The organism is Micrococcus sp. 63XJN7_6_ISO-PGPR-S23-444, assembly GCF_058072765.1.
Genome location: NZ_CM176516.1, coordinates 342,170 through 363,694, shown reverse-complemented (window position 1 = coordinate 363,694; position 21,525 = coordinate 342,170). Strand labels below are relative to the sequence as shown.

Below are 21,525 nucleotides of genomic sequence, written 5' to 3'. Positions count from 1 at the left end.
CACCGTCTCACGTCCGCCCGCCCCGGGTCCGGACCCGCCGCCCTGTGATGGGATGGGTCCATGAAGCTCGCCACGTTCCGCCAGCCCGACTCCGACGCCGCCTACCCCGGCGCCACGTTCGCCGCGGTCATCACCTCCGTGCACCCCGAGGACCCCGAGGTCGCCGTGCGCGCCGTCGCCCTGCCGGACTGTCGCGACGTGGGCGAGTACCTCACCGCCACGCCGCAGGAGCAGCGGGAGATGGTGGAGGGCGCCCTCCGCGCGGCGCAGGCCGACCGGTCCCTCCTGCTGGACACCTCCGGCCTCGTCTACGACACGCTCGTGCCCTTCCCCACCAAGGTGTTCTGCGTGGGCCTGAACTACACGAACCACATCGACGAGACGGGCCTGGAGCGCCCTGAGCATCCGACGCTGTTCGCGAAGTTCCCGCAGTCCCTCACGGGTGCACTGGACCCGATCGAGGTCCCCGAGGAGGACCACCGGGTCGACTACGAGGGCGAGCTGTGCATCGTGGTCGGGGAGCCGGGCCGACGCATCGCCGTCGAGGACGCCCCGGAGCACATCGCGGGCTACGCGGTGGCCAACGACATCTCCATGCGCGGCTTCCAGGGCCGCACCTCCGAGTGGCTGCAGGGCAAGGTGTGGGAGGCCTCGACGCCCGTGGGTCCGTGGCTGGTCACCCCGGACGAGTTCCCGGCGGACGCGCGCGTCCTCACGCACGTCAACGGCGAGCTGCGTCAGGAGGACCGGGTCGCCGACGTCGTCTTCTCCCCCGCCGAGCTGGTCTCCTACGCCTCGCAGCTGATCACCCTGAACCCGGGCGACCTGATCCTGACCGGCACGCCCGCGGGGGTCGCCCTGGCCCGCCGTGACGCCGAGGGCCGCCGCCCGTGGCTGCGTCCGGACGACGTCGTCGAGGTGGAGATCACCGGGCTGGGACGCCAGCGCAATGAACTCGTCTGAGGCGGCGCCGGCGGACGCCCTGCCCCGCGTCGTCGGCATCCTCGGTGCGGGGCGGGCGGGCACCGCGCTGGCACGGGCGATCGCGCGCATCCCCCGCCTCTCCCCGGGCACGGCCGCCCCGCGGGTGATGGTCGCGGGCACGCGGCGCCCCGCGGCGGTCCAGCGCCACCTGACGATCTACGCGCCCGAGGCCGTCGCCGTGTCGGCCGAGGACCTGGCGGCGGAGGCGGAGCTCGTCGTCGTGGCCGTGCCGCGCGAGGCGCTCGACGACGTCGACCCGCTCGCCCTCGCCGGGCCGGCCACGCGCGCCGTGGTGGACCTGACGAACACGTGGGGGGACGAGCCGGTCCCGGCGTGGCTCGACGACGACGGGTCGCCGGGCACAGCCCGGATCGCCGCGCGCTGGGCCGCCGCGGGGCTGCGCGTGCCCATCGTGCGCGCGTTCTCGGAGATCTCGCACCACGACCTGGAGGACGCCGGGCGCGCCACGGCCCCGCGTCGCGCCCTCGCGGTGGGCACCGAGCCGGCCGACACGGCGCCCGAGCCGGCCGCGGTCGCCGCCGCGCGCGACACGGTGGTCGCCCTCGTCACCGCGATGGGCTTCGACGCGGTCCCCTACACGGGCCTCGACCGGGCCGGGGTCCTCGAGCCGGGGGCGGCGGGATTCGGCACCGCGCACGACGCCGGCCGGCTCGCCGCGCTGCTCGCCGACGCGCCCACCGGCTGAGGCGCGCCACCGGCCGCGGTGCCTACGCTGGGCGGGACCGCCGACCCTCCCAGGAGGCCCCCGTGACCCGTCCGACGCACCGCACCGCCCGCCGCACGCTCACCGCGGTCGCCCTGTCCGCCGCCGCCCTCACCGGACCGGCGGCGTCCGCCACCGTCGTCGCCCTGCCGGTCACGGCGGGGGTCACGGGCGCCGCCGCGCCGCAGGCCCACGCCGTGGCCTGGGACCAGGTGGAGCTCGTGGATGACGCGGGCGTGATCGACCTCGCCCAGCTGCGCCGTGACCTGGCGGGGATCGAGTTCCGGGAGCCGACCCGCGTCGCCGTGGTCACCGAGCGCGGCCCGGACCTGTCCGCACTGGACGACGACCGCGCGTCTCAGGCGTTCAACGGGCGGGTGCTCGAGCGGGCTCGCGCGGAGCACCCGGACTGGCTCAGCGCGGACGGCCAGAAATGGGCCGACGGCCTCGTGATCGTGGCGCTCGACCCGGACAACCGGTTGATCGGGGTGTACGTGGGCGAGGACCGGATGCTCAGCACGGACCGGCTGCGGGAGGTGCGCGAGGCCGGACACGAGGCGGCCCGTGCGGCCCGGTGGACGGACACGGTCGTGGAGGTGACGGACGCCGCCGCAGAGCTGATCGGGCGCCCCTGGTGGCAGGCTCCCGAGCTGTGGTTCGGCGCGGGGATCGTCGGTGTGGCGGGCGGTGGCGCCGCGGCCGCGGCACTCGCGAGCCGACGGCGTCGCCGCCGCCGGACGGCCGACCTGCTGGCCGAGGCCCGCACCCACCTGACCCCCGTCACCCTGGAGATGGACACCACCGAGGTGAACGCGTCCACGGTGCCCGAGGACTCGCCCCACGCGGCCGCGCTGATGGAGCGCTTCCGCAACTTCCGGCGCCAGGCGCTCGATGCGTCGGCGGAACTGGACCGCCTCGAGGCCCTGCCGGAGCGCAGCCTGCATCGCACAGAGCACGCCCGGGCCGCGGAGGACGTCCGGGACCGCGCCCGTGAGCTCGACCGCCTCGACGACGCCGTGGCCGCGGCGAACACCTTCCTCAACCGCCACGCGGGGTGGCCGTCGGCGTGGGACCAGCAGACCGCCCCGCTGCGGGCCGACCTGGACGCCGTCGGCACGCTGGCCTCCTCCGTCGGCTCCGCCGGAGCCGTCCGGTCCGCCGTCGCGGCGCTGGAGTCCTTCCGCGCCGAGGCCCAGGACCGGCTCGAGGCGCTGGGTGCGGACCTGCAGGACGACCGCCTGACCCCGGCCGCGGCGTTGGACGAGCTGGACGCGCTGCGGCGTCGCCTGACCGGGCTCGTCTCCGCCCTCGCCGACGCCGAGGTGGCGGCGTTCGGCAAGGACGAGGCCGAGCGTGAGCTGCTGCGCGACGAGCTGCGCTCGCACCGTGGCCCGGCCCGGTCCGCGCGCGGCTCGATCCTGGACTCCGCACTGCCGGCGGATGCCTACTGGACGGTGGTGGCCTTCACCACGGGCCACCAGGCCGGCGAGCGGTCCGTCCAGGACCATCGCCAGGCGCAGTCCAGCTCCTCCGGGACCGGCTACGGATCCTCGGGCGGCTCGTTCTCCGGGGCGGGCTCGTCCGGCCGATTCTGAGCCGATCGGGGCCGGATCTGAGCCGGAAGCTCGTCCGGGCCGGGCACCCGGTCCCTGGCCCACCGTTCCGTTCTGCGAGACATTGAAGGACCATGACCGCCGCTGACACCCCCGAACCCCGCCAGAACCCCCTCGCGTTCTTCCTCGACAAGGCCGTGCCCGAGGCGTGGCACGCGGTCGGGCCGCTGGTCTCGGCCGCGCGCGCCGCCGCCGAGCAGGCCGGGCTGGACCGGCAGCTCGTGGAGCTCGTGAACCTCCGGGTCTCCCAGCTCAACGGCTGCGTGTTCTGCCTGGACCGGCACACCCGCCAGGGCGCCGACGCCGGTCTGAGCGTGCAGCGCATGGGGCTGCTGCCGGCGTGGCGTGAGGCAGGGGCCGTGTACTCGGAGCAGGAGCGCGCCGCGCTCGAGCTCGCCGAGGCGGTCACGGACCTCCCCGAGCAGGAGCAGCTGAACTACGTGCAGGCCTCCACGGCCGCCGTGCTCACGGACGCCCAGTACGCGGCCGTGCAGTGGGTCGCGATCGTGATGAACCTGACGAACCGCATCTCGATCCTGTCCCATCACCCCGTGCGGCGCCGGGACGGCTGACCCCTTCCCCGTCGTCGGCCCGGCGGCGGGGTCCACCCAGGAACGAGAGGATCGACCATGTCCGAGCAGACCCCCAGCCTGGAGCACCCGCAGGTCCGCAAGAACGGGGAGAGGTACGAGATCGTCGTCGATGACGCGGGCACGGTGGCCGGCTTCACGGTGGCGATCGACGACGACGCCGCCGACGGCCCGGCCCAGCGGATCTTCCCGCACACCAAGGTCGACCACCAGTACGAGGGCCGGGGTCTGGCCTCGACCCTCGTGCGCGAGGCGCTGAAGGACACCGTGGCCGCGGGCCGCCGGATCGTCCCCGTGTGCCCGTACGTGAAGGACTGGGTGGACGAACACGACGACGTGGCCGGCGAAGTGGACCCGGCGGGCCCCGAGCATCTGCGGTTCCTGGAGTCCCGCCAGGACTGACGCACCGCACCCGGTGAGCACCCGGAGACGAGAAGAGCCCCCGCCGATCCGGCGGGGGCTCTTGCTGGTCGGGGTGACAGGATTTGAACCTGCGGCCTCGTCGTCCCGAACGACGCGCGCTACCAAGCTGCGCCACACCCCGTTGGAGGTCTCAGACCTGAATCCAACAGAGACCGACTATACCAGCCACACCGGGTGCCGCCAAACCGAGATGCGGGGCAGAATCGCACGCGTGAGACCTCTGCACACCCGACGAGTCCGAGGGAGGGCGACATGAGCTGGTGGCCGTTCCCGCGTTCCTCCGCGGGCCCCTCCCCCGACGACGACGGCGCCCCGGCCGCCGCCGAGCTCGAGGAGGCCGTGGCGGCCCTGCGACAGCTGTTGCGCGCGGAGCGGCACCGACTGCGCCCGGACAGCTGGGCCCTCGCGTGGGAGATGGTCGAGCACGCCGCCGAGTACGCGCCGGCCTGGACTCGCCTGCAGCGCACACGGCCCGTGGAGACCCAGGAGCTCGTGCTCGCCCTCACCGGGCGCTTGGAGCCGCTGCTGCGCGACTTCCTCGCACTCCCCGACTCGGAGAAGCCGGCCCATGCCGACGCCGTGCACGCGCGCCTTCGGGAGCAGGGCACGGAGCACGGCCGGCTGCGCCGCCGACTCACCCGCGCGCTCACGGCACGACTGCGGGCCGGCGAGGAGCTCTGAGCGCCGCGGGCGAATGCACCCGGGAACGCAGAAGGCCCCGTGCAGATCGCACGGGCCCGCCCGATGAATCCTCCCGGGAATGCGGGAAGGCCTCGCACCCAACGGTGCGAGGCCCTCCCTCAAAGAATGTCCGGCGGCGACCTACTCTCCCACAACCTCCCGGCTGCAGTACCATCGGCGCTGTGGGCCTTAGCTTCCGGGTTCGGAATGGAACCGGGCGTTTCCCCCACGCTATGACCGCCGTAACCCTAACCCCACACCACCACCCTCAACACGGGCAACAGCAGGGAAACCTACGGGTCACACAACAGTGACACTATTCAACTCAAAACACCTCAACCACCCACCAACAAGCAGACAGCCGGTTGCAATCAGACAACCGCACAGTGGACGCGAACACCCACCCATCACCTTGAAGCAAGCAATGGGATAAGAGTGTGTGTAAGTCATCGGCCTATTAGTACTGGTCAGCTTCACGAGTCTTCAGTCCTCGCTTCCACATCCAGCCTATCAACCCAGTGTTCTAGCTGGGGGCCTCACACCCTCAAAGGGGCAAGGAAATCTCATCTCGAAGCCGGCTTCCCGCTTAGATGCTTTCAGCGGTTATCCATCCCGAACGTAGCTAATCAGCCATGCACCTGGCGGTACAACTGACATACCAGAGGTTCGTCCGTCCCGGTCCTCTCGTACTAAGGACAGACCTTCTCAAATTTCCAACGCGCGCAGAGGATAGGGACCGAACTGTCTCACGACGTTCTGAACCCAGCTCGCGTACCGCTTTAATGGGCGAACAGCCCAACCCTTGGGACCTACTCCAGCCCCAGGATGCGACGAGCCGACATCGAGGTGCCAAACCATGCCGTCGATATGGACTCTTGGGCAAGATCAGCCTGTTATCCCCGAGGTACCTTTTATCCGTTGAGCGACGGCCGTTCCACAACGAGCCGCCGGATCACTAGTCCCGACTTTCGTCCCTGCTCGAGCTGCCACTCTCACAGTCAAGCTCCCTTGTGCACTTGCACTCGACACCTGATTGCCAACCAGGCTGAGGGAACCTTTGGGCGCCTCCGTTACATTTTGGGAGGCAACCGCCCCAGTTAAACTACCCATCAGGCACTGTCCCTGACCCGGATCACGGGCCGAAGTTAGATATCCAGAGTGACCAGAGTGGTATTTCAACGGCGACTCCACGAACACTGGCGTGCCCGCTTCACAGTCTCCCACCTATCCTACACAAGTCACACCGAATACCAATACCAAACTATAGTAAAGGTCACGGGGTCTTTCCGTCCTTCTGCGCGTAACGAGCATCTTTACTCGTAATGCAATTTCGCCGAGTTCATGGTTGAGACAGCGGGGAAGTCGTTACTCCATTCGTGCAGGTCGGAACTTACCCGACAAGGAATTTCGCTACCTTAGGATGGTTATAGTTACCACCGCCGTTTACTGGGGCTTAAGTTCTCCGCTTCGCCGAAGCTAACGGGTCCCCTTAACCTTCCAGCACCGGGCAGGAGTCAGTCCATATACATCGTCTTACGACTTCGCATGGACCTGTGTTTTTGATAAACAGTCGCTTCCCCCTGGTCTCTGCGGCCCCGATCCCCTCACACCAGCACGTGGTGCTCAAGGTTGGGGCCCCCCTTCTCCCGAAGTTACGGGGGCATTTTGCCGAGTTCCTTAACCATGATTCTCTCGATCGCCTTAGTATTCTCTACCTGACCACCTGTGTCGGTTTAGGGTACGGGCAGTTTGAACCTCGCGCCGATGCTTTTCTAGGCAGCATAGGATCACCGGATCACCCACCATGTGGGCGCCCATCAGGTCTCAGGCATACAGCCGGCGGATTTACCTACCGGCAGCCCTACACCCTTAGACCAGGTCATTTCCATTGCCCGGCCCGGCTACCTTCCTGCGTCACACCTGTTAATGCGCTTGCCTCCCCGGTTCAGGTCCCGCGCTCCCCATCACCGACCCCGTCAAAGACGGGGTTCGGGATGGTTCGGGCGGTTAGTATCACCGGCTCAGCATGGGCGGTTCTTCACTGGTACGGGAATATCAACCCGTTGTCCATCGACTACGCCTGTCGGCCTCGCCTTAGGTCCCGACTTACCCAGGGCAGATTAGCTTGACCCTGGAACCCTTAGTCATCCGGCGGACGGGTTTCTCACCCGTCTTTCGCTACTCATGCCTGCATTCTCACTCGTCCACAATCCACCAGAAGTCACCCGCTGGCTTCACCTCGTGAACGACGCTCCCCTACCCATCCAGCAAAACTGAATGCCACGGTTTCGGCGGTGTACTTGAGCCCCGCTACATTGTCGGCGCGGAATCACTTGACCAGTGAGCTATTACGCACTCTTTCAAGGGTGGCTGCTTCTAAGCCAACCTCCTGGTTGTCTCAGCAACTCCACATCCTTTCCCACTTAGCACACGCTTAGGGGCCTTAACCGGTGGTCTGGGCTGTTTCCCTCTCGACTATGAAGCTTATCCCCCACAGTCTCACTGCCACGCTCTCACTTCCCGGCATTCGGAGTTTGGCTGAAGTCAGTAACCTTGTAGGGCCCATCGTCCATCCAGTAGCTCTACCTCCGGGAAGAAACACGTGACGCTGCACCTAAATGCATTTCGGGGAGAACCAGCTATCACGGAGTTTGATTGGCCTTTCACCCCTACCCACAGCTCATCCCCTCCATTTTCAACTGAAGTGGGTTCGGTCCTCCACGCGCTCTTACACGCGCTTCAACCTGGCCATGGGTAGATCACTCCGCTTCGGGTCTAGGACACGCGACTCAATCGCCCTATTCAGACTCGCTTTCGCTACGGCTTCCCCACACGGGTTAACCTCGCCACGTATCACTAACTCGCAGGCTCATTCTTCAAAAGGCACGCTGTCACCCCACAAGGAGGCTCCAACGGTTTGTAGGCACATGGTTTCAGGTACTATTTCACTCCCCTCCCGGGGTACTTTTCACCATTCCCTCACGGTACTGATCCGCTATCGGTCAACAGGTAGTATTCAGGCTTACCAGGTGGTCCTGGCAGATTCACACGGGATTCCTCGGGCCCCGTGCTACTCGGGCAACCCTCCAACAGCGGCGGAACACATTTCGACTACGGGACTCTCACCCTCTACGGTCCAGCATCCACACTGGTTCGTCTATATGCCCGCACCTCACTGCGCCATGCCGGCAGACATGACAAGGAGGGGCCCACAACACCGCACATGCAACCCCTGCCGGGTATCACACACATACGGTTTAGCCCCATCCGCGTTCGCTCGCCACTACTAACGGAATCACTTTTGTTTTCTCTTCCTGTGGGTACTGAGATGTTTCACTTCCCCACGTTCCCTCCACCCGGTCTATGTGTTCAACCGGGGGTCACACGACACGTCGTGCGGGGTTTCCCCATTCGGAAATCCTGGTCTCAACGTCCGGTTATCGACTCCACCAGGCTTATCGCAGATTCCCACGTCCTTCTTCGGCTCCTGTTGCCAAGGCATCCACCATGCGCCCTTGGAAACTTTCACACACAATGAAAGTCCTCAAATGAGCAATATCTAACTAAGATGTCATTCTCGGCATCACCACACCTCACACACCACCCCAGGGGGAACAGTGCGATCAACGATGCAGCAACAAAAAATAAGATGCTCGCGTCCACTATGCAGTTCTCAAACAACAACCCACACCCCATCCACCAACCCTCAAGGCCAGCTTCACAAGATACGGACACCAGAAACAACAACCCCAACCCTCACAGGTCAGGGCACCTGCTGTTCCAGGACCCAACAGTGTGCCAACACCAGCCCGCAGCCACCAACACCACCCATTCCAACCACACCCTCACAGGCATGACGTACTCGAGCACTGCCGGCACCACCACTGGCACCATTCATTGATGTTCCACCCATGAGCAACCCGCCATCACACACGCGGTGATGCAACGGGCACTAATGCTCCTTAGAAAGGAGGTGATCCAGCCGCACCTTCCGGTACGGCTACCTTGTTACGACTTAGTCCCAATCGCTGGTCCCACCTTCGACAGCTCCCCCCACAAGGGTTAGGCCACCGGCTTCGGGTGTTACCAACTTTCGTGACTTGACGGGCGGTGTGTACAAGGCCCGGGAACGTATTCACCGCAGCGTTGCTGATCTGCGATTACTAGCGACTCCGACTTCATGGGGTCGAGTTGCAGACCCCAATCCGAACTGAGACCGGCTTTTTGGGATTAGCTCCACCTCACAGTATCGCAACCCATTGTACCGGCCATTGTAGCATGCGTGAAGCCCAAGACATAAGGGGCATGATGATTTGACGTCGTCCTCACCTTCCTCCGAGTTGACCCCGGCAGTCTCCCATGAGTCCCCACCACGACGTGCTGGCAACATGGAACGAGGGTTGCGCTCGTTGCGGGACTTAACCCAACATCTCACGACACGAGCTGACGACAACCATGCACCACCTGTGAACCCACCCCAAAGGGGAAACCGTATCTCTACGGCGATCGAGAACATGTCAAGCCTTGGTAAGGTTCTTCGCGTTGCATCGAATTAATCCGCATGCTCCGCCGCTTGTGCGGGCCCCCGTCAATTCCTTTGAGTTTTAGCCTTGCGGCCGTACTCCCCAGGCGGGGCACTTAATGCGTTAGCTGCGGCGCGGAAACCGTGGAATGGTCCCCACACCTAGTGCCCAACGTTTACGGCATGGACTACCAGGGTATCTAATCCTGTTCGCTCCCCATGCTTTCGCTCCTCAGCGTCAGTTACAGCCCAGAGACCTGCCTTCGCCATCGGTGTTCCTCCTGATATCTGCGCATTCCACCGCTACACCAGGAATTCCAGTCTCCCCTACTGCACTCTAGTCTGCCCGTACCCACCGCAGATCCGGGGTTAAGCCCCGGACTTTCACGACAGACGCGACAAACCGCCTACGAGCTCTTTACGCCCAATAATTCCGGATAACGCTCGCACCCTACGTATTACCGCGGCTGCTGGCACGTAGTTAGCCGGTGCTTCTTCTGTAGGTACCGTCACTTTCGCTTCTTCCCTACTGAAAGAGGTTTACAACCCGAAGGCCGTCATCCCTCACGCGGCGTCGCTGCATCAGGCTTTCGCCCATTGTGCAATATTCCCCACTGCTGCCTCCCGTAGGAGTCTGGGCCGTGTCTCAGTCCCAGTGTGGCCGGTCACCCTCTCAGGCCGGCTACCCGTCGTCGCCTTGGTGAGCCATTACCTCACCAACAAGCTGATAGGCCGCGAGTCCATCCAAAACCGATAAATCTTTCCAACACCCACCATGCGGTGGACGCTCCTATCCGGTATTAGACCCAGTTTCCCAGGCTTATCCCAGAGTTAAGGGCAGGTTACTCACGTGTTACTCACCCGTTCGCCACTAATCCACCCAGCAAGCTGGGCTTCATCGTTCGACTTGCATGTGTTAAGCACGCCGCCAGCGTTCATCCTGAGCCAGGATCAAACTCTCCGTAAAAAAATTACAGAACAACACCGTGGCAGCCGGAAATAACCACCACGACATCCATTCAATACCTAGCAGACCATCACCACACCACGGGGGTGGCAGGCGATGATCAACCAATATGTGTTAAAACAATTGGCATCAACAAACTTGGCACACTATTGAGTTCTCAAACAACAGGCGCTTCCAGCTTCAGCGACCCGCTCCGCGGGCCGTTTCGCTCTGGAGCAACTTCTCCATCCTAGACCATCCGTTTCGACCGTGTCAACTCCGTGTCCGAAGCATTCACCGTCCGTTCACATGGCCGGGCTAGAAAACCTTACCACGCGATCCGACCATGTCAACTCCGCTTCCGCGGGGTCAGACACTCACCGGACCATCCACGTGGAAGGCCTCGAAAAGCTTACCACATGATCCCCGGCTGTCAAACCAGATCATCTTCTTCAGGAATCCCGACCCGCATCACTGCCGGCCGCGCACCCGGTGAGCACCACCCGCCCTGGACCTGCCATTCTCGGCATGAATCCGCGGATTCTGTGTTCTTCACCCCGCCTCCCTGTCACCCGGTCGGCGTCTTGAGCACGAGATGGAACTCTACACACGAATCCCACCGAACACAAAATCAGGGGCGGCACCCGGCGTGCGGTCAAGGGTGGGCGGCCGGTTTCCGCCTGTTCTCGCGGATTCCTTCGGCCTGGCCCGCCCCGTTCGACGCTCCAGCGCCGTCACCCCCGGCCGTGACGTGCACCACTCCTCAGGGCGTGGCCGTCGTGTCCAGGGTCGGCTGGAGCCACAGGGTGGTCAGCGCCGGCACGTTCACCGTGACGTGGGCCGGCTGGCCCTGCCACTGGCCCTCGTGTGCCGCGATCACCTCGGACTGGCCGGTCTGCTCCCGCCAGCCGTCACCGTGGAAGTCGGTTGAGTCCGTGTCCAGCACCACCGTCCACTCCCCCGCGGACGGCACCCCCACGCGCAACCCCTGACGCGGCGACCCCGAGAGGTTGGTGATGCACAGCAGCGGGGCGCCGCCCGGTTCAGCGGCCGGGACCGCGGCGCCGTCGTCGTCGATCCGTGTCTCCGGCACCACCTGCGCCGCGGGCATGCGGAGGAACACGAGCGTGTTGCCGTCGGCGTCGCCGCCGTCCACCCACGCAAATCCCTCCGGGCTGTGGTCCAGCGACCACAGCGCCGGCTTGCTGCGGTAGAGCGCGTTGAGCTCCCGGATCGTCAGCTGGACCCCGCGGTGCGCCTCATCCCACGAGACGGGCCAGTCCAGGCCCTCGCCCTCGGACCACTCGCTCGGCTGCGCGTACTCCCCGCCCATGAACAGCAGCTGCTTGCCGGGGTGCGCCCACATGTACCCGTAGTAGGCGCGCAGGGTCGCCAGCTGCTGCCGTCGGTCGCCCGGGATGCGGCCCAGCAGGGAGCCCTTGCCGTGGACGACCTCATCGTGGGACAGCGGCAGCACGTAGTTCTCCGAGTAGGCGTACACCAGGGAGAACGTCCACTGCTCGTGGTGCCACCGGCGGTTGACCGGGTCCTGGGACAGGTAGGCCAGGGTGTCGTGCATCCAGCCCATGTTCCACTTCTTGCCGAAGCCGAGACCGCCCGCGTCCACGGGAGCGCTCACCCCGGAGAAGGCCGTGGACTCCTCCGCGATCATGTGGACGCCGGGGTGCAGGCGGTACACGGTCGCGTTGACCTCGCGCAGGAAGTCGATGGCCTCGAGGTTGTGGTTGCCGCCGTGCACGTTGGGCTCCCACTGCCCGTCCTCGCGCGAGTAGTCCAGGTAGAGCATCGAGGCGACGGCGTCCACGCGCAGCCCGTCGATGTGGAACTCGCCGAGCCAGTAGAGCGCGTTGGCCACGAGGAAGTTGCGGACCTCGGTGCGGCCGAAGTCGAACACGAGGGTGCCCCAGTCGGGATGTTCGCCCCGCCGCGGGTCCGGGTGCTCGTACAGGGCGGTCCCGTCGAAGCGCGCGAGCGCCCACTCGTCCTTCGGGAAGTGCGCCGGCACCCAGTCCACGATGACGCCGATCCCCGCCCGGTGGAGCGCGTCCACCAGGTGCTTGAACTCGTCCGGGGAGCCGAACCGGGAGGTGGGGGCGTAGTAGCCGGTCACCTGGTAGCCCCAGGACCCGCCGAACGGATGCTCCGCGACCGGCAGGAACTCCACGTGCGTGAACCCGAGCCACTGCACGTACTCCACGAGCTGCTCGGCCAGCTCGCGGTAGTCCAGCCCGGGCCGCCACGAGCCCAGGTGCACCTCGTAGATGCTCAGCGGGCGCTCGTGCGGGTCCGTGAGACGGCGGCGCTCCATCCAGGTGCGGTCCCCGAAGGCGTAGTCGGACTCGAGCACACGCGAGGCCGTGGCCGGCGGGACCTCCGTCCAGCGGGCCATCGGGTCCGCCTTCTGCCGCCAGAGCCCGTCCCGGCCGAGGATCTCGAACTTGTAGCGGTCGCCGTGACCGACGCCGGGCGCCAGCAGCTCCCACACGCCGGAGGAGCCGAGGGACCGCATGGCGTGGGTCCGGCCGTCCCAGCCGTTGTGGTCGCCCACCACGCGCACGGCCCGCGCGTTCGGCGCCCAGACCGCGAAGGCCGTGCCGACGGCCTCGTCGGCGGAGGTGCGGACCACGCGGGCGCCGAGCACCTCCCACAGCCGTTCGTGCCGGCCCTCCCCGATCAGGTGCAGGTCCAGCTCGCCGAGCGTGGGCAGGTGCCGGTACGCGTCGTCCTGCTCCTGGACGGGGCCGGTCGTGCCGTCCTCGGTCTCGTACGCCACCTCGACGCGGTAGTCGCCCGCGGCGGCCCCGGCCACCCGGGGCGTCGGGGCCACGCCCGCGAACACGCCGTCGTGCTCGTGCGTCAGCTCCACCCGCTGCCCGTCGCCGGCGCGGACCACCGTGACCGTGCGCGCCAGCGGGCGCAGCACGCGGTAGGTGACCGCGGCGCCGTCGGGATGCGGGTGGGCGCCCAGCACGGTGTGCGGATCGTGGTGCCGGCCCTGCGCGACGGCGGCCAGCACCTCCGGGTCCACGGCGAGCGGGGCGACGGCGGGGCGGGGGGCGGCGGACGGGGTCATGGCGATTCCTGTTCTGGGGACGGCGGGCGTCGGGAGCGGCTCAGCCGTTCCGGACGATCCGCAGGACGTGGGCGGGCTCGACGTGGGGGTCCAGGCGGACGTACGGGGTGCGGCCCCACTGCCAGCGCTGGCCGGTGAGCAGGTCCTCCACCTCGACGGCCCCGGACGCGTCGCGGTCCTCGGGGCGCAGACGCAGCGCCTCGAGGTCCAGGTCCAGGGTCGCCTCGACGACGTCGTGCGGGTTCGTGGTGACGACGACGATCAGGGTGTCCTCCGCGGGACCGGCGTCGGTGACCGCCTCGGCGTCCCGGTGCGCACCCTCGGGCCGGGCCGAGCGCGTCTTCGAGAACACGAGCAGGTCAGGGTGCGTCGAGGCGTGCAGGGTCAGGTTCTGCAGGTCGCCCAGCGCCGGGTGCGCCGCGCGGATCTCATTGAGCCGGGTGAGGTACGGGGCGAGCGAGGCGCCCGCGGCCTCCGCGCCCTCCCAGTCCCGGGGGCGGTACTCGTACTTCTCGTTGTCGATGTACTCCTCCGCGCCGGGCCGGGCCACGTGCTCGAACAGCTCGAACCCGGCGTAGACGCCCCACAGCGGGCTGGCCGTGGCGGCGACGACGGCGCGGATCCGGAACGCGCCCGGGCCGCCGTGCTGCAGGTACTCCGTGAGGATGTCCGGCGTGTTGACGAAGAGGTTGGGGCGATAGAACGCCGGCGTCTCGTGCGAGATCTCCTGGAGGTACTCCGCGAGCTCCTCGGCCGTGTTCCGCCAGGTGTAGTACCCGTAGGACTGCTGGAACCCGACCTTGCCCAGGGCGTGCATCATCGCGGGACGGGTGAAGGCCTCGGCGAGGAACACGACGCGCGGCTCCTCGGCGCGGACCTTCGCGATCAGCCACTCCCAGAACCACAGGGGCTTGGTGTGCGGGTTGTCCACGCGGAAGATGTGCACGCCGCGGGCCACCCAGCCCCGCACCACGTCCAGCACCGCCTGGGCGAGGCCGCCCGGGTCGTTGTCGAAGTTCAGCGGGTAGATGTCCTGGTACTTCTTCGGCGGGTTCTCCGCGTACGCGATGGTGCCGTCCACGCGGGTGGTGAACCACTCCGGGTGCGCGGCGACCCACGGGTGGTCCGGGGAGCACTGCAGGGCCAGGTCCAGGGCCACTTCGAGGCCCTCGTCCGCGGCCGCGGCCACGAACGCCTCGAAGTCCTCGACGGTGCCCAGGTCCGGGTGCACGGCGTCGTGTCCGCCCTCGGGCGCGCCGATCGCCCACGGCGAGCCCGGGTCCTGCGGCCCGGCCGTCAGCGTGTTGTTCGGGCCCTTGCGGTGCGAGGTGCCGATCGGGTGGATCGGCGGCAGGTAGGCCACCTGGAAGCCCATCCGGGCGACCGCCGGGAGCCGGCGGGCCGCCGTCGCGAAGGTGCCGGAGGACCACGTGCCGGAGGCCTCGTCGAAGCGGGCGCCCTCGGAGCGGGGGAAGAACTCGTACCAGGCGCCGCGGCCGGCGAGCTCACGCTGCACGTCCAGCGGGTAGAGCTCGGAGCTCGTGAGGTGCTCCCGCACGGGGCGGGCGTGGAGGACGGCGGACACCTCCGCCGACTCGGCGGAGGCCAGGCGCTGGGCCGGGATGAGCGACTCGTCCTCGAGGCCGCGAACGACCTCCTCGAACATGGCGCGGTCCTCGGCCGAGCGCTCCGCGTCCTCGGCGGCCCGGCGGAACAGGGCGGCGCCCTCGGCGAGCATCAGCTCCACGTCGACGCCGGCGGCGATCTTGACGGTGGCCGCGTGCTTCCACGTGCCCACCGGATCGTCCCAGCCCTCGACCACGAACTGGTGCAGGCCCGGCTCGGCGGGCCGCAGCGTGGCCACGACCTCGTCCAGGCCGGGCCGGCCCGGACGCATCTGCACGCGCTGCACCTCGGCGCCGGCCGGGTCGAGCAGGCGGACGGTGGCGCGCACGGAGTCGTGGCCCTCGCGGAACACGGTCGCGCGGACGGGGATGTCCTCGCCGACCACGGCCTTCGCCGGGAACCGGCCGTCCAGCACCACGGGCTGCACGTCCGTCACCGGGATGCGCCCCGTGACGGTCTGGAGGCGGACATCGGCTGCGGTGGCGCTCTGGGTGTCGGGCTTCACGGTGCTCACGCCACGACGCTACCCCGCGGCCGCGCCGGTGAGAACGGCCGGCCTGCCCGCCCGCCGTGGGGCGGAGGGGCGGGCCGGGGACGGGGCGCCGGACGGGACGCTCAGGACAGCATGGTCTTGTCGTCCACGACGGCGCCCTTGATCTTGCCGAACTCGGCCAGCAGGTCCGCCGGGGTGCGCCCGGCCTTCTCCTGCTCGTCCAGCTCGAGGATGATCCGGCCGTCGTGCATCATGATCAGCCGGTTGCCGACCTCGAGGGCCTGGGACATGTTGTGCGTGACCATCAGCGTGGTGAGCCGGTGCTCGGCCACCACCTGCCGGGTCAGGCGGGTCACCAGCTCCGCCCGGGACGGGTCCAGGGCGGCGGTGTGCTCGTCCAGCAGCAGGATCTTCGGTCCGGAGAACGTGGCCATGAGCAGGCTGAGCGCCTGACGCTGGCCACCGGAGAGCAGCCCGACCTTGGCGGTGAGGCGGTTCTCCAGGCCGAGTTCGAGCTTCGTGAGCTCGTCGCGGAACATCGCGCGCCGGGCGCGGGAGACGCCCCGCGAGAGCCCGCGGGCGTGCCCGCGTCGCCAGGCCAGGGCCATGTTCTCCTCGATCGTGAGATTCGGGGCCGTGCCCGCCGTCGGGTCCTGGAACACCCGGCCGATCGAGGCCGCGCGGCGGTGGTCCGGCATGCGGGTGACGTCCTTGCCGCCCACGGCCACGGTGCCGGTGTCCGGGAGCAGCTTGCCGGCGATCGTGTTCAGGATCGTGGACTTGCCGGCGCCGTTGGAGCCGATCACGGTGACGAAGTCGCCCTCGGCCAGGTGCAGGTCGATGCCCTGCAGGGCGCGCCGCTCGTTGACGGTGTTCGGGAAGAAGGTCTTGGAGACCTGTGAGATCTCAAGCACGGGGGGCCTCCTCGGAGACGGATGCGGCGGGGGTGGCGCCGCCCGGCTCGCCAGTCAGGGGCATGCCGGCGGTGGCCGGAGCGGCGGCGGCCGGCGCCGGGGTCGCGGCCGTGCCCCGCGTGCGCAGGCTCAGGCGCCTGGCGAAGCCGAAGCGCGGCAGCAGCAGGGCCACGACGACGAGGGCCGCGGAGATCAGCTTCATGTCGTTCGGGCTCAGGCCCGCGTTGAGGGCGAACTGGATGATCAGGCGGTAGAGCACGGCGCCGACGATCACGGCGAGCGTCGCCCAGAAGACCGTGCGCTGGCCGAACACGGCCTGGCCCACGATCACGGACGCCAGGCCCACGAGGATGAGGCCGATGCCCATGGAGATGTCCGCGAAGCCCTGGTACATGGCCAGCAGGGAGCCGCCGAGGGCCACGAGGCCGTTGGAGATCATCAGGCCGAGGATCTTCATCCGGTCCGTGGAGACGCCGTACGAGCGGATCATCTCCTCGTTGTCACCGGTCGCCTGCAGGGCGAGGCCCAGGTCCGTGTGCAGGAACCAGTCGAGGATCAGCTTCACCACGAACACACCGAGGAAGAGCACGAGGATCGAGCCCCAGTTCCGGGCCAGTCCCAGGTCGCCGAGCCACGTGAACAGGGTGTCCTGGCCGAGCAGGGGGATGTTGGCCTTGCCCATGATCCGCAGGTTGATCGAGTAGAGCGCGATCATCGTGAGGATGCCGGCGAGCAGGCCGTCGATCCGGCCCTTGGTGTGCAGCAGGCCGGTGACGAGGCCCGCGAGCGCGCCCGCCACGAAGGCGGCGAGCATGGCCAGGGGCACCGGCGTGCCGCCCGTGATGAGCACGGCGGCCGTGGCGGCGCCGGTGGTGAACGAGCCGTCCACCGTGAGGTCGGGGAAGTCGAGGATGCGGAAGGTCAGGTACACGCCGAGCGCGACGACGGCGTAGATCAGACCCAGTTCCACTGCGGTCAGCATGGGGTGGGTGCCTTTCGGGCGGTGCGAGGGGGACGGACGACGGCGGGACGGGATGGGCCGGCCGCCGACGTGCTCCGCGGCGGCTCGGACCCCGTGGTCCGGGCCGCCGCGGAGGCGGGCAGGCGCGGGATCAGCCCTCGACGAGCTGGTCGGCCCTGTCCTTGAGCTCGGCGGGGATCTCGACGCCGTAGGCCTCGGCGGCCTGCGGGTTCAGCACGAGCTGCAGGTTGGCCGGGTCGGCGTAGCCCACGGGCAGCTCGGCCGGCTTCGCGCCGTCCTTGAGGATCTTCACGGCCATCTCGCCGGCCTGCTTGCCGTGCGCCGTGTAGTCGATGCCGTACGTGCCCAGGGCACCGCGCTCCACGGAGTCGATGTCCGCCGAGATGACGGGGATGCGCTGCTCCTTGCCGTAGCCCACCACGGTCTCCAGCGCCGAGACGACGGCGTTGTCCGTGGGCACGTAGATGCCGTCCACGCCGGACAGGGACTGCACGCCCTGCTGGACCTCGGACGAGTTGGTGATGGTGGCCTCCTTGACCTCGAGGCCCAGCTCCTTGCCGGCCTCCTTGGCCTGGTCCACCTGGACCTTGGAGTTGGCCTCGCCGGAGTTGTAGACGATGCCGACGGTCGTGGCGTCCGGCTTCACGTCCTTGAGCAGCTGCAGCTGCTCCTTGACCGGGTTGCGGTCCGAGACGCCGGTGACGTTGCCGCCCGGGGCCTCGTCCGAGGCCACGAGCTCAGCGCCCTTCGGATCGGTGACCGCCATGAACACGACCGGCTTGTCCTTCACGGCCGAGACGGTGCCCTGTGCGGCGGGGGTCGCGATCGCGGCCACGAGGTCCACGTCCCCGTCGTTGGCGAAGGTGGAGGCGATCGAGGTGACGGTGGCCTGCTCGCCCTGGGCGTTCTGCTCCTCGAACGTCACGTCCAGGCCGGCGTCCGTGAACGCCTCCTTGAAGCCCTCGGCCGCGCCGTCGAGCGCCGGGTGGGAGACGAGCTGGTTGATGCCCACGGTGTAGGAGCCGTCGCCGCCGGCGGCGGAGGACGAGCCGGAGCCGCCGGAGCCGGAGTCACCGCACGCCGTGAGCCCGAGGGCGGCGACGGCGAGGGCGGCGGTGAGGGAGAGGGAGCGGTGCTTCATGAGACGGACCTCGTTCTGATGGTGCGGTGCGGGATGCGCTCGCCGACGGGGGCCCGTCGGACACAGTGCAGACACTGTGCGCGGTGACACGCATCACAGGCAAGACGTGCGCGCATCCACGCGACATCCTGCCATGTGATCGGCGTCACTGTGGACACTCTGCCCGCGACGGCGCCGCGCGCGACACCCGCGTCCCCGCCCGGCCGTCATCCCGGGCGGGGGCGCCGTGGGGGTCAGCGCCCGCCGGCGCGCTGCACCGAGATCTCGTACAGGGAGATGCCCACCGCCATCGAGGCGTTGAGGGACTCCATCGTCGAGTCGATCGGGATGGACACGATCTGCTGGCAGTGCTCCCGCACCATGCGGGACAGACCCTTGCCCTCGGCCCCCACCACGAGCACGAGCGGCTCCGTGGCCAGGGCGAGCCCGGGCAGCGAGACGTCCCCTCCGCCGTCGAGGCCCAGCACGAAGTAGCCGGCCTTGTGCAGGTCGACGAGGGTGGTGTTCAGGTTGCCGGCCTGGGCCACGGGCACCCGCGCGGCCGCGCCGGCCGAGGTGCGCCAGGCGGTGGCGGTCACGCCGACGGAGCGGCGCTCGGGCACGATCACGCCGTCCGCGTCGAACGCGGAGCCGGCCCGGATGATGGCGCCGAGGTTGCGGGGGTCGGTGATGCCGTCGAGCGCGATCAGCAGCGGCGGGGTCCGCAGGTGCCCCTTCTCGTGCTTCGCGAGCGCGTCGAGGGCCAGGGCCGTGGCGTCCGCGTACTCATAGGGCGGGATCTGCAGCACGATGCCCTGGTGCACGGCCTCGCCGGAGAGGCGGTCCAGCTCCGGCTTGGTGTTCTCCAGGACCGGCACGCCCTGCTCGAGGCAGAGGCGCAGGGCCTCCTTGACGCGGTCGTCCATCTCGATGCGCACGGCCACGTGCAGCGCCTTGGCCGGGATGCCCGCGCGCAGCGCCTCGAGCACGGGATTGCGACCGGAGACCGTCTCATCCGTGAGCTTCACGCGGCCGCGGACCTGGTCCGTCACGGGACCGCGCTTGGCGGCCGAGCGCTCGGCCAGCTGCTTGGCGCGGTGCGCCTTGTGGTAGACCCGGTCCTCGGCCTTGGGGGTGGGGCCGCGGCCCTCGAGCGCCTTGCGACCGTGGCCGCCGGTGCCCTTCATGGGGCCCTTCTTGCCCTTGGGCTTGCGGGATCCGCCGGAGCGGGGGGCGGTGGACATGGCGGGACTCCTGCGTGCCGGGGACGGGGGCGGCGGCACGCGGGGCGCCGCCGGATCGCCCTCCAGTCTAGGTGTCAGTCCGCCAGGCGCCATGTGGCGCCGTCGGCGCCGTCCTCCACCACGACGCCGGCCGCGGCCAGCGCATCGCGGATGCGGTCCGCGGTGGCCCAGTCCTTGTCCGCGCGGGCCTGTGCCCGCGCCTCGATCTGCGACCGGACGAGCGAGTCGAGGGCGTCCGACACCGGGCCGGCCGCGGCGTCGTCGCCCTCGGGCACGTCGTCCAGGCCCAGCACCGCGGTCATGGCCTCCACCTCGGCCAGGCGGGCGGCCGCGGCGTCGAGGTCCTGCCCGGCCAGCGCCGAGTTGCCGGCGCGCACGGCCTCGTGCAGGGCCGCGAGCGCCTGGGGCACGTTGAGGTCGTCCTCCATGGCGGTGCGGAAGGCCGCGGGCACGCGGTCCGCGAGCGCCCCGTCGGGGGCGGGCGGGACGGCGCCGGCGGCGCGGGCGCGGGCCGTGAAGCCCTCGATGCGCTCGACGGCGGCCTCGGCCTCGTCGAGGGCGCCGGGCCGGTAGTCGAGCTGGGAGCGGTAGTGGGCCTGCCCCAAGAAATAGCGCACCGCCGTCGGGCGGGCCATGCCGAGCATCTCCTCGGGGGAGATCGTGTTGCCCACGGACTTGGACATCTTCTCGCCGCCGTAGGTGACGAGCCCGTTGTGCAGCCAGAAGCGGGCGAAGCCGTCACCGGCGGCCGCCGACTGGGCCAGCTCGTTCTCGTGGTGCGGGAACCGCAGGTCCAGGCCGCCGCCGTGGATGTCGAACTCGGCGCCGAGGTACTTCGTGGACATGGCCGAGCACTCCAGGTGCCATCCGGGGCGGCCGGCGCCCCAGGGCGACTCCCACACGGCGGTGGCGGGCTCGCCGGGCTTGGCGCCCTTCCACAGGGCGAAGTCGCGGGGGTCGCGCTTGCCGCGCGGGTCGGCGTCGGGGGCGTCCTGCATGTCCTCGACGCGCTGGCGGGTGAGCTCGCCGTAGCGCTCCCAGGACCGGACGTCGAAGTAGACGTCGCCCGAGCCGTCCTGCGCGGGGTAGGCGTGGCCGCGCTCCATCAGGCGCTCGATGAGCGCGAACATCTCGGGCACGTGGCCGGTGGCGCGCGGCTCATAGGTGGGACGGCGGACGCCGAGGGCGAGGTAGGCGGCGTCGAACGCCTTCTCGAACCGGTAGGCCAGGGCCCACCACGGCTCGCGGGCCGGGTAGAGGTCCGAGGCCTCGAAGCCGGCCTCGTGGGAGGCGGCCGAGCGGTCGAGGATCTTGTCGTCGATGTCCGTCACGTTCCGCACCGAGGTGACGCGCAGCCCGGTGGCCTCGAGCCAGCGGATGAGGATGTCGAACACGATCGCGCTGCGCACGTGGCCCACGTGCGGCATGCCCTGCACCGTGGCCCCGCAGTAGTACACCGACGCCTCGCCGGGCACGAGGGGCTCGAAGTCCCGGATCTGCGCGGTGCGGGTGTCGTAGAAGCGCTGGGCCATGGGGGCGCGGTCCTTCCGGAGGGGCGGGGTCCTGACG

Annotated in this window: 13 protein-coding genes, 1 tRNA gene and 3 rRNA genes; 6 read left to right on the top strand and 11 right to left on the bottom strand. The window is 68.7% G+C overall.

The window, feature by feature from the left end:
* Window positions 1-60: 60 nt before the first annotated feature.
* The 5 genes from AC3RJ9_RS01670 to AC3RJ9_RS01650 all read left to right on the top strand — a co-directional run bounded on the left by AC3RJ9_RS01670 (window position 61) and on the right by AC3RJ9_RS01650 (window position 4,313).
* Window positions 61-963 carry a fumarylacetoacetate hydrolase family protein gene (locus tag AC3RJ9_RS01670; RefSeq protein WP_123244020.1) on the top strand — a complete coding sequence of 301 codons (903 nt, stop codon included), beginning with the start codon at window positions 61-63 and terminating at the stop codon, window positions 961-963.
* The gene (locus AC3RJ9_RS01665; RefSeq protein ID WP_123244021.1) at window positions 950-1,690 is read left to right on the top strand and encodes an NAD(P)-binding domain-containing protein; all 741 of its coding nucleotides are present in this window, start codon (window positions 950-952) and stop codon (window positions 1,688-1,690) included. Before AC3RJ9_RS01670 ends, AC3RJ9_RS01665 begins: the two co-directional genes overlap by 14 nt.
* Window positions 1,691-1,752: 62 nt before the next feature.
* Entirely contained in the window at window positions 1,753-3,303 is a 1,551-nt protein-coding gene (locus AC3RJ9_RS01660) for a DUF5129 domain-containing protein (protein WP_095695337.1), read from the top strand.
* Window positions 3,304-3,395: 92 nt separating this feature from the next.
* Window positions 3,396-3,893 (top strand): carboxymuconolactone decarboxylase family protein, encoded by a 498-nt coding sequence (locus AC3RJ9_RS01655; RefSeq protein WP_095695336.1) that lies wholly within the window; start codon window positions 3,396-3,398, stop codon window positions 3,891-3,893.
* A 57-nt stretch (window positions 3,894-3,950) separates the two neighbouring features.
* Window positions 3,951-4,313 carry a GNAT family N-acetyltransferase gene (locus AC3RJ9_RS01650; protein WP_123244023.1) on the top strand — a complete coding sequence of 121 codons (363 nt, stop codon included), beginning with the start codon at window positions 3,951-3,953 and terminating at the stop codon, window positions 4,311-4,313.
* A gap of 65 nt (window positions 4,314-4,378) precedes the next feature.
* Here AC3RJ9_RS01650 and AC3RJ9_RS01645 read toward each other — a convergent pair.
* Window positions 4,379-4,455, bottom strand: a tRNA-Pro gene (locus AC3RJ9_RS01645).
* Between the two features lie 131 nt (window positions 4,456-4,586).
* Here AC3RJ9_RS01645 and AC3RJ9_RS01640 point away from each other — a divergent pair.
* The gene (locus AC3RJ9_RS01640) at window positions 4,587-5,015 is read left to right on the top strand and encodes a hypothetical protein (protein WP_095695334.1); all 429 of its coding nucleotides are present in this window, start codon (window positions 4,587-4,589) and stop codon (window positions 5,013-5,015) included.
* 128 nt (window positions 5,016-5,143) lie between these two features.
* Here AC3RJ9_RS01640 and rrf read toward each other — a convergent pair.
* The 10 genes from rrf to cysS all read right to left on the bottom strand — a co-directional run bounded on the left by rrf (window position 5,144) and on the right by cysS (window position 21,488).
* Window positions 5,144-5,260 (bottom strand): 5S ribosomal RNA (gene rrf / locus AC3RJ9_RS01635).
* Window positions 5,261-5,452: 192 nt separating this feature from the next.
* Window positions 5,453-8,544 (bottom strand): 23S ribosomal RNA (locus tag AC3RJ9_RS01630).
* A 437-nt stretch (window positions 8,545-8,981) separates the two neighbouring features.
* Window positions 8,982-10,504 (bottom strand): 16S ribosomal RNA (locus tag AC3RJ9_RS01625).
* Together the 16S, 23S and 5S rRNA genes form the textbook arrangement of a ribosomal RNA operon.
* Before the next feature lie 742 nt (window positions 10,505-11,246).
* Window positions 11,247-13,577, bottom strand: a complete 2,331-nt coding sequence (gene glgB / locus AC3RJ9_RS01620) for a 1,4-alpha-glucan branching protein GlgB (RefSeq protein ID WP_225348290.1) — start codon at window positions 13,575-13,577, stop codon at window positions 11,247-11,249.
* A 40-nt stretch (window positions 13,578-13,617) separates the two neighbouring features.
* On the bottom strand, window positions 13,618-15,717 hold the full coding sequence (locus AC3RJ9_RS01615) for an alpha-1,4-glucan--maltose-1-phosphate maltosyltransferase (RefSeq protein ID WP_489727673.1): 2,100 nt from the start codon (window positions 15,715-15,717) through the stop codon (window positions 13,618-13,620).
* Window positions 15,718-15,818: 101 nt separating this feature from the next.
* Window positions 15,819-16,610 (bottom strand): ABC transporter ATP-binding protein, encoded by a 792-nt coding sequence (locus tag AC3RJ9_RS01610; RefSeq protein WP_036382449.1) that lies wholly within the window; start codon window positions 16,608-16,610, stop codon window positions 15,819-15,821.
* Window positions 16,603-17,592 (bottom strand): ABC transporter permease, encoded by a 990-nt coding sequence (locus AC3RJ9_RS01605; RefSeq protein ID WP_036382447.1) that lies wholly within the window; start codon window positions 17,590-17,592, stop codon window positions 16,603-16,605. The genes AC3RJ9_RS01610 and AC3RJ9_RS01605 overlap by 8 nt, the downstream gene beginning before the upstream one ends.
* Window positions 17,593-17,722: 130 nt before the next feature.
* Complete coding sequence (locus tag AC3RJ9_RS01600) at window positions 17,723-18,733, bottom strand: ABC transporter substrate-binding protein (RefSeq protein ID WP_206496005.1); 1,011 nt, start codon at window positions 18,731-18,733, stop codon at window positions 17,723-17,725.
* Between the two features lie 233 nt (window positions 18,734-18,966).
* Window positions 18,967-19,956: a 23S rRNA (guanosine(2251)-2'-O)-methyltransferase RlmB gene (rlmB, locus tag AC3RJ9_RS01595; RefSeq protein ID WP_002856490.1), complete on the bottom strand. Its 990-nt coding sequence runs from the start codon at window positions 19,954-19,956 to the stop codon at window positions 18,967-18,969.
* A gap of 74 nt (window positions 19,957-20,030) precedes the next feature.
* Entirely contained in the window at window positions 20,031-21,488 is a 1,458-nt protein-coding gene (gene cysS / locus AC3RJ9_RS01590) for a cysteine--tRNA ligase (protein ID WP_041104726.1), read from the bottom strand.
* Between the last annotated feature and the right edge of the window lie 37 nt (window positions 21,489-21,525).

Coding starts and splice junctions, on each gene's coding strand:
- AC3RJ9_RS01670 (WP_123244020.1), top strand. CDS start 61: ATGAAGCTCGCCACGTTCCGCCAGCCCGACTCCGACGCCGCCTACCCC.
- AC3RJ9_RS01665 (WP_123244021.1), top strand. CDS start 950: ATGAACTCGTCTGAGGCGGCGCCGGCGGACGCCCTGCCCCGCGTCGTC.
- AC3RJ9_RS01655 (WP_095695336.1), top strand. CDS start 3,396: ATGACCGCCGCTGACACCCCCGAACCCCGCCAGAACCCCCTCGCGTTC.
- AC3RJ9_RS01650 (WP_123244023.1), top strand. CDS start 3,951: ATGTCCGAGCAGACCCCCAGCCTGGAGCACCCGCAGGTCCGCAAGAAC.
- AC3RJ9_RS01640 (WP_095695334.1), top strand. CDS start 4,587: ATGAGCTGGTGGCCGTTCCCGCGTTCCTCCGCGGGCCCCTCCCCCGAC.
- glgB (WP_225348290.1), bottom strand. CDS start 13,577: ATGACCCCGTCCGCCGCCCCCCGCCCCGCCGTCGCCCCGCTCGCCGTG.
- AC3RJ9_RS01605 (WP_036382447.1), bottom strand. CDS start 17,592: ATGCTGACCGCAGTGGAACTGGGTCTGATCTACGCCGTCGTCGCGCTC.
- AC3RJ9_RS01600 (WP_206496005.1), bottom strand. CDS start 18,733: ATGAAGCACCGCTCCCTCTCCCTCACCGCCGCCCTCGCCGTCGCCGCC.
- rlmB (WP_002856490.1), bottom strand. CDS start 19,956: ATGTCCACCGCCCCCCGCTCCGGCGGATCCCGCAAGCCCAAGGGCAAG.
- cysS (WP_041104726.1), bottom strand. CDS start 21,488: ATGGCCCAGCGCTTCTACGACACCCGCACCGCGCAGATCCGGGACTTC.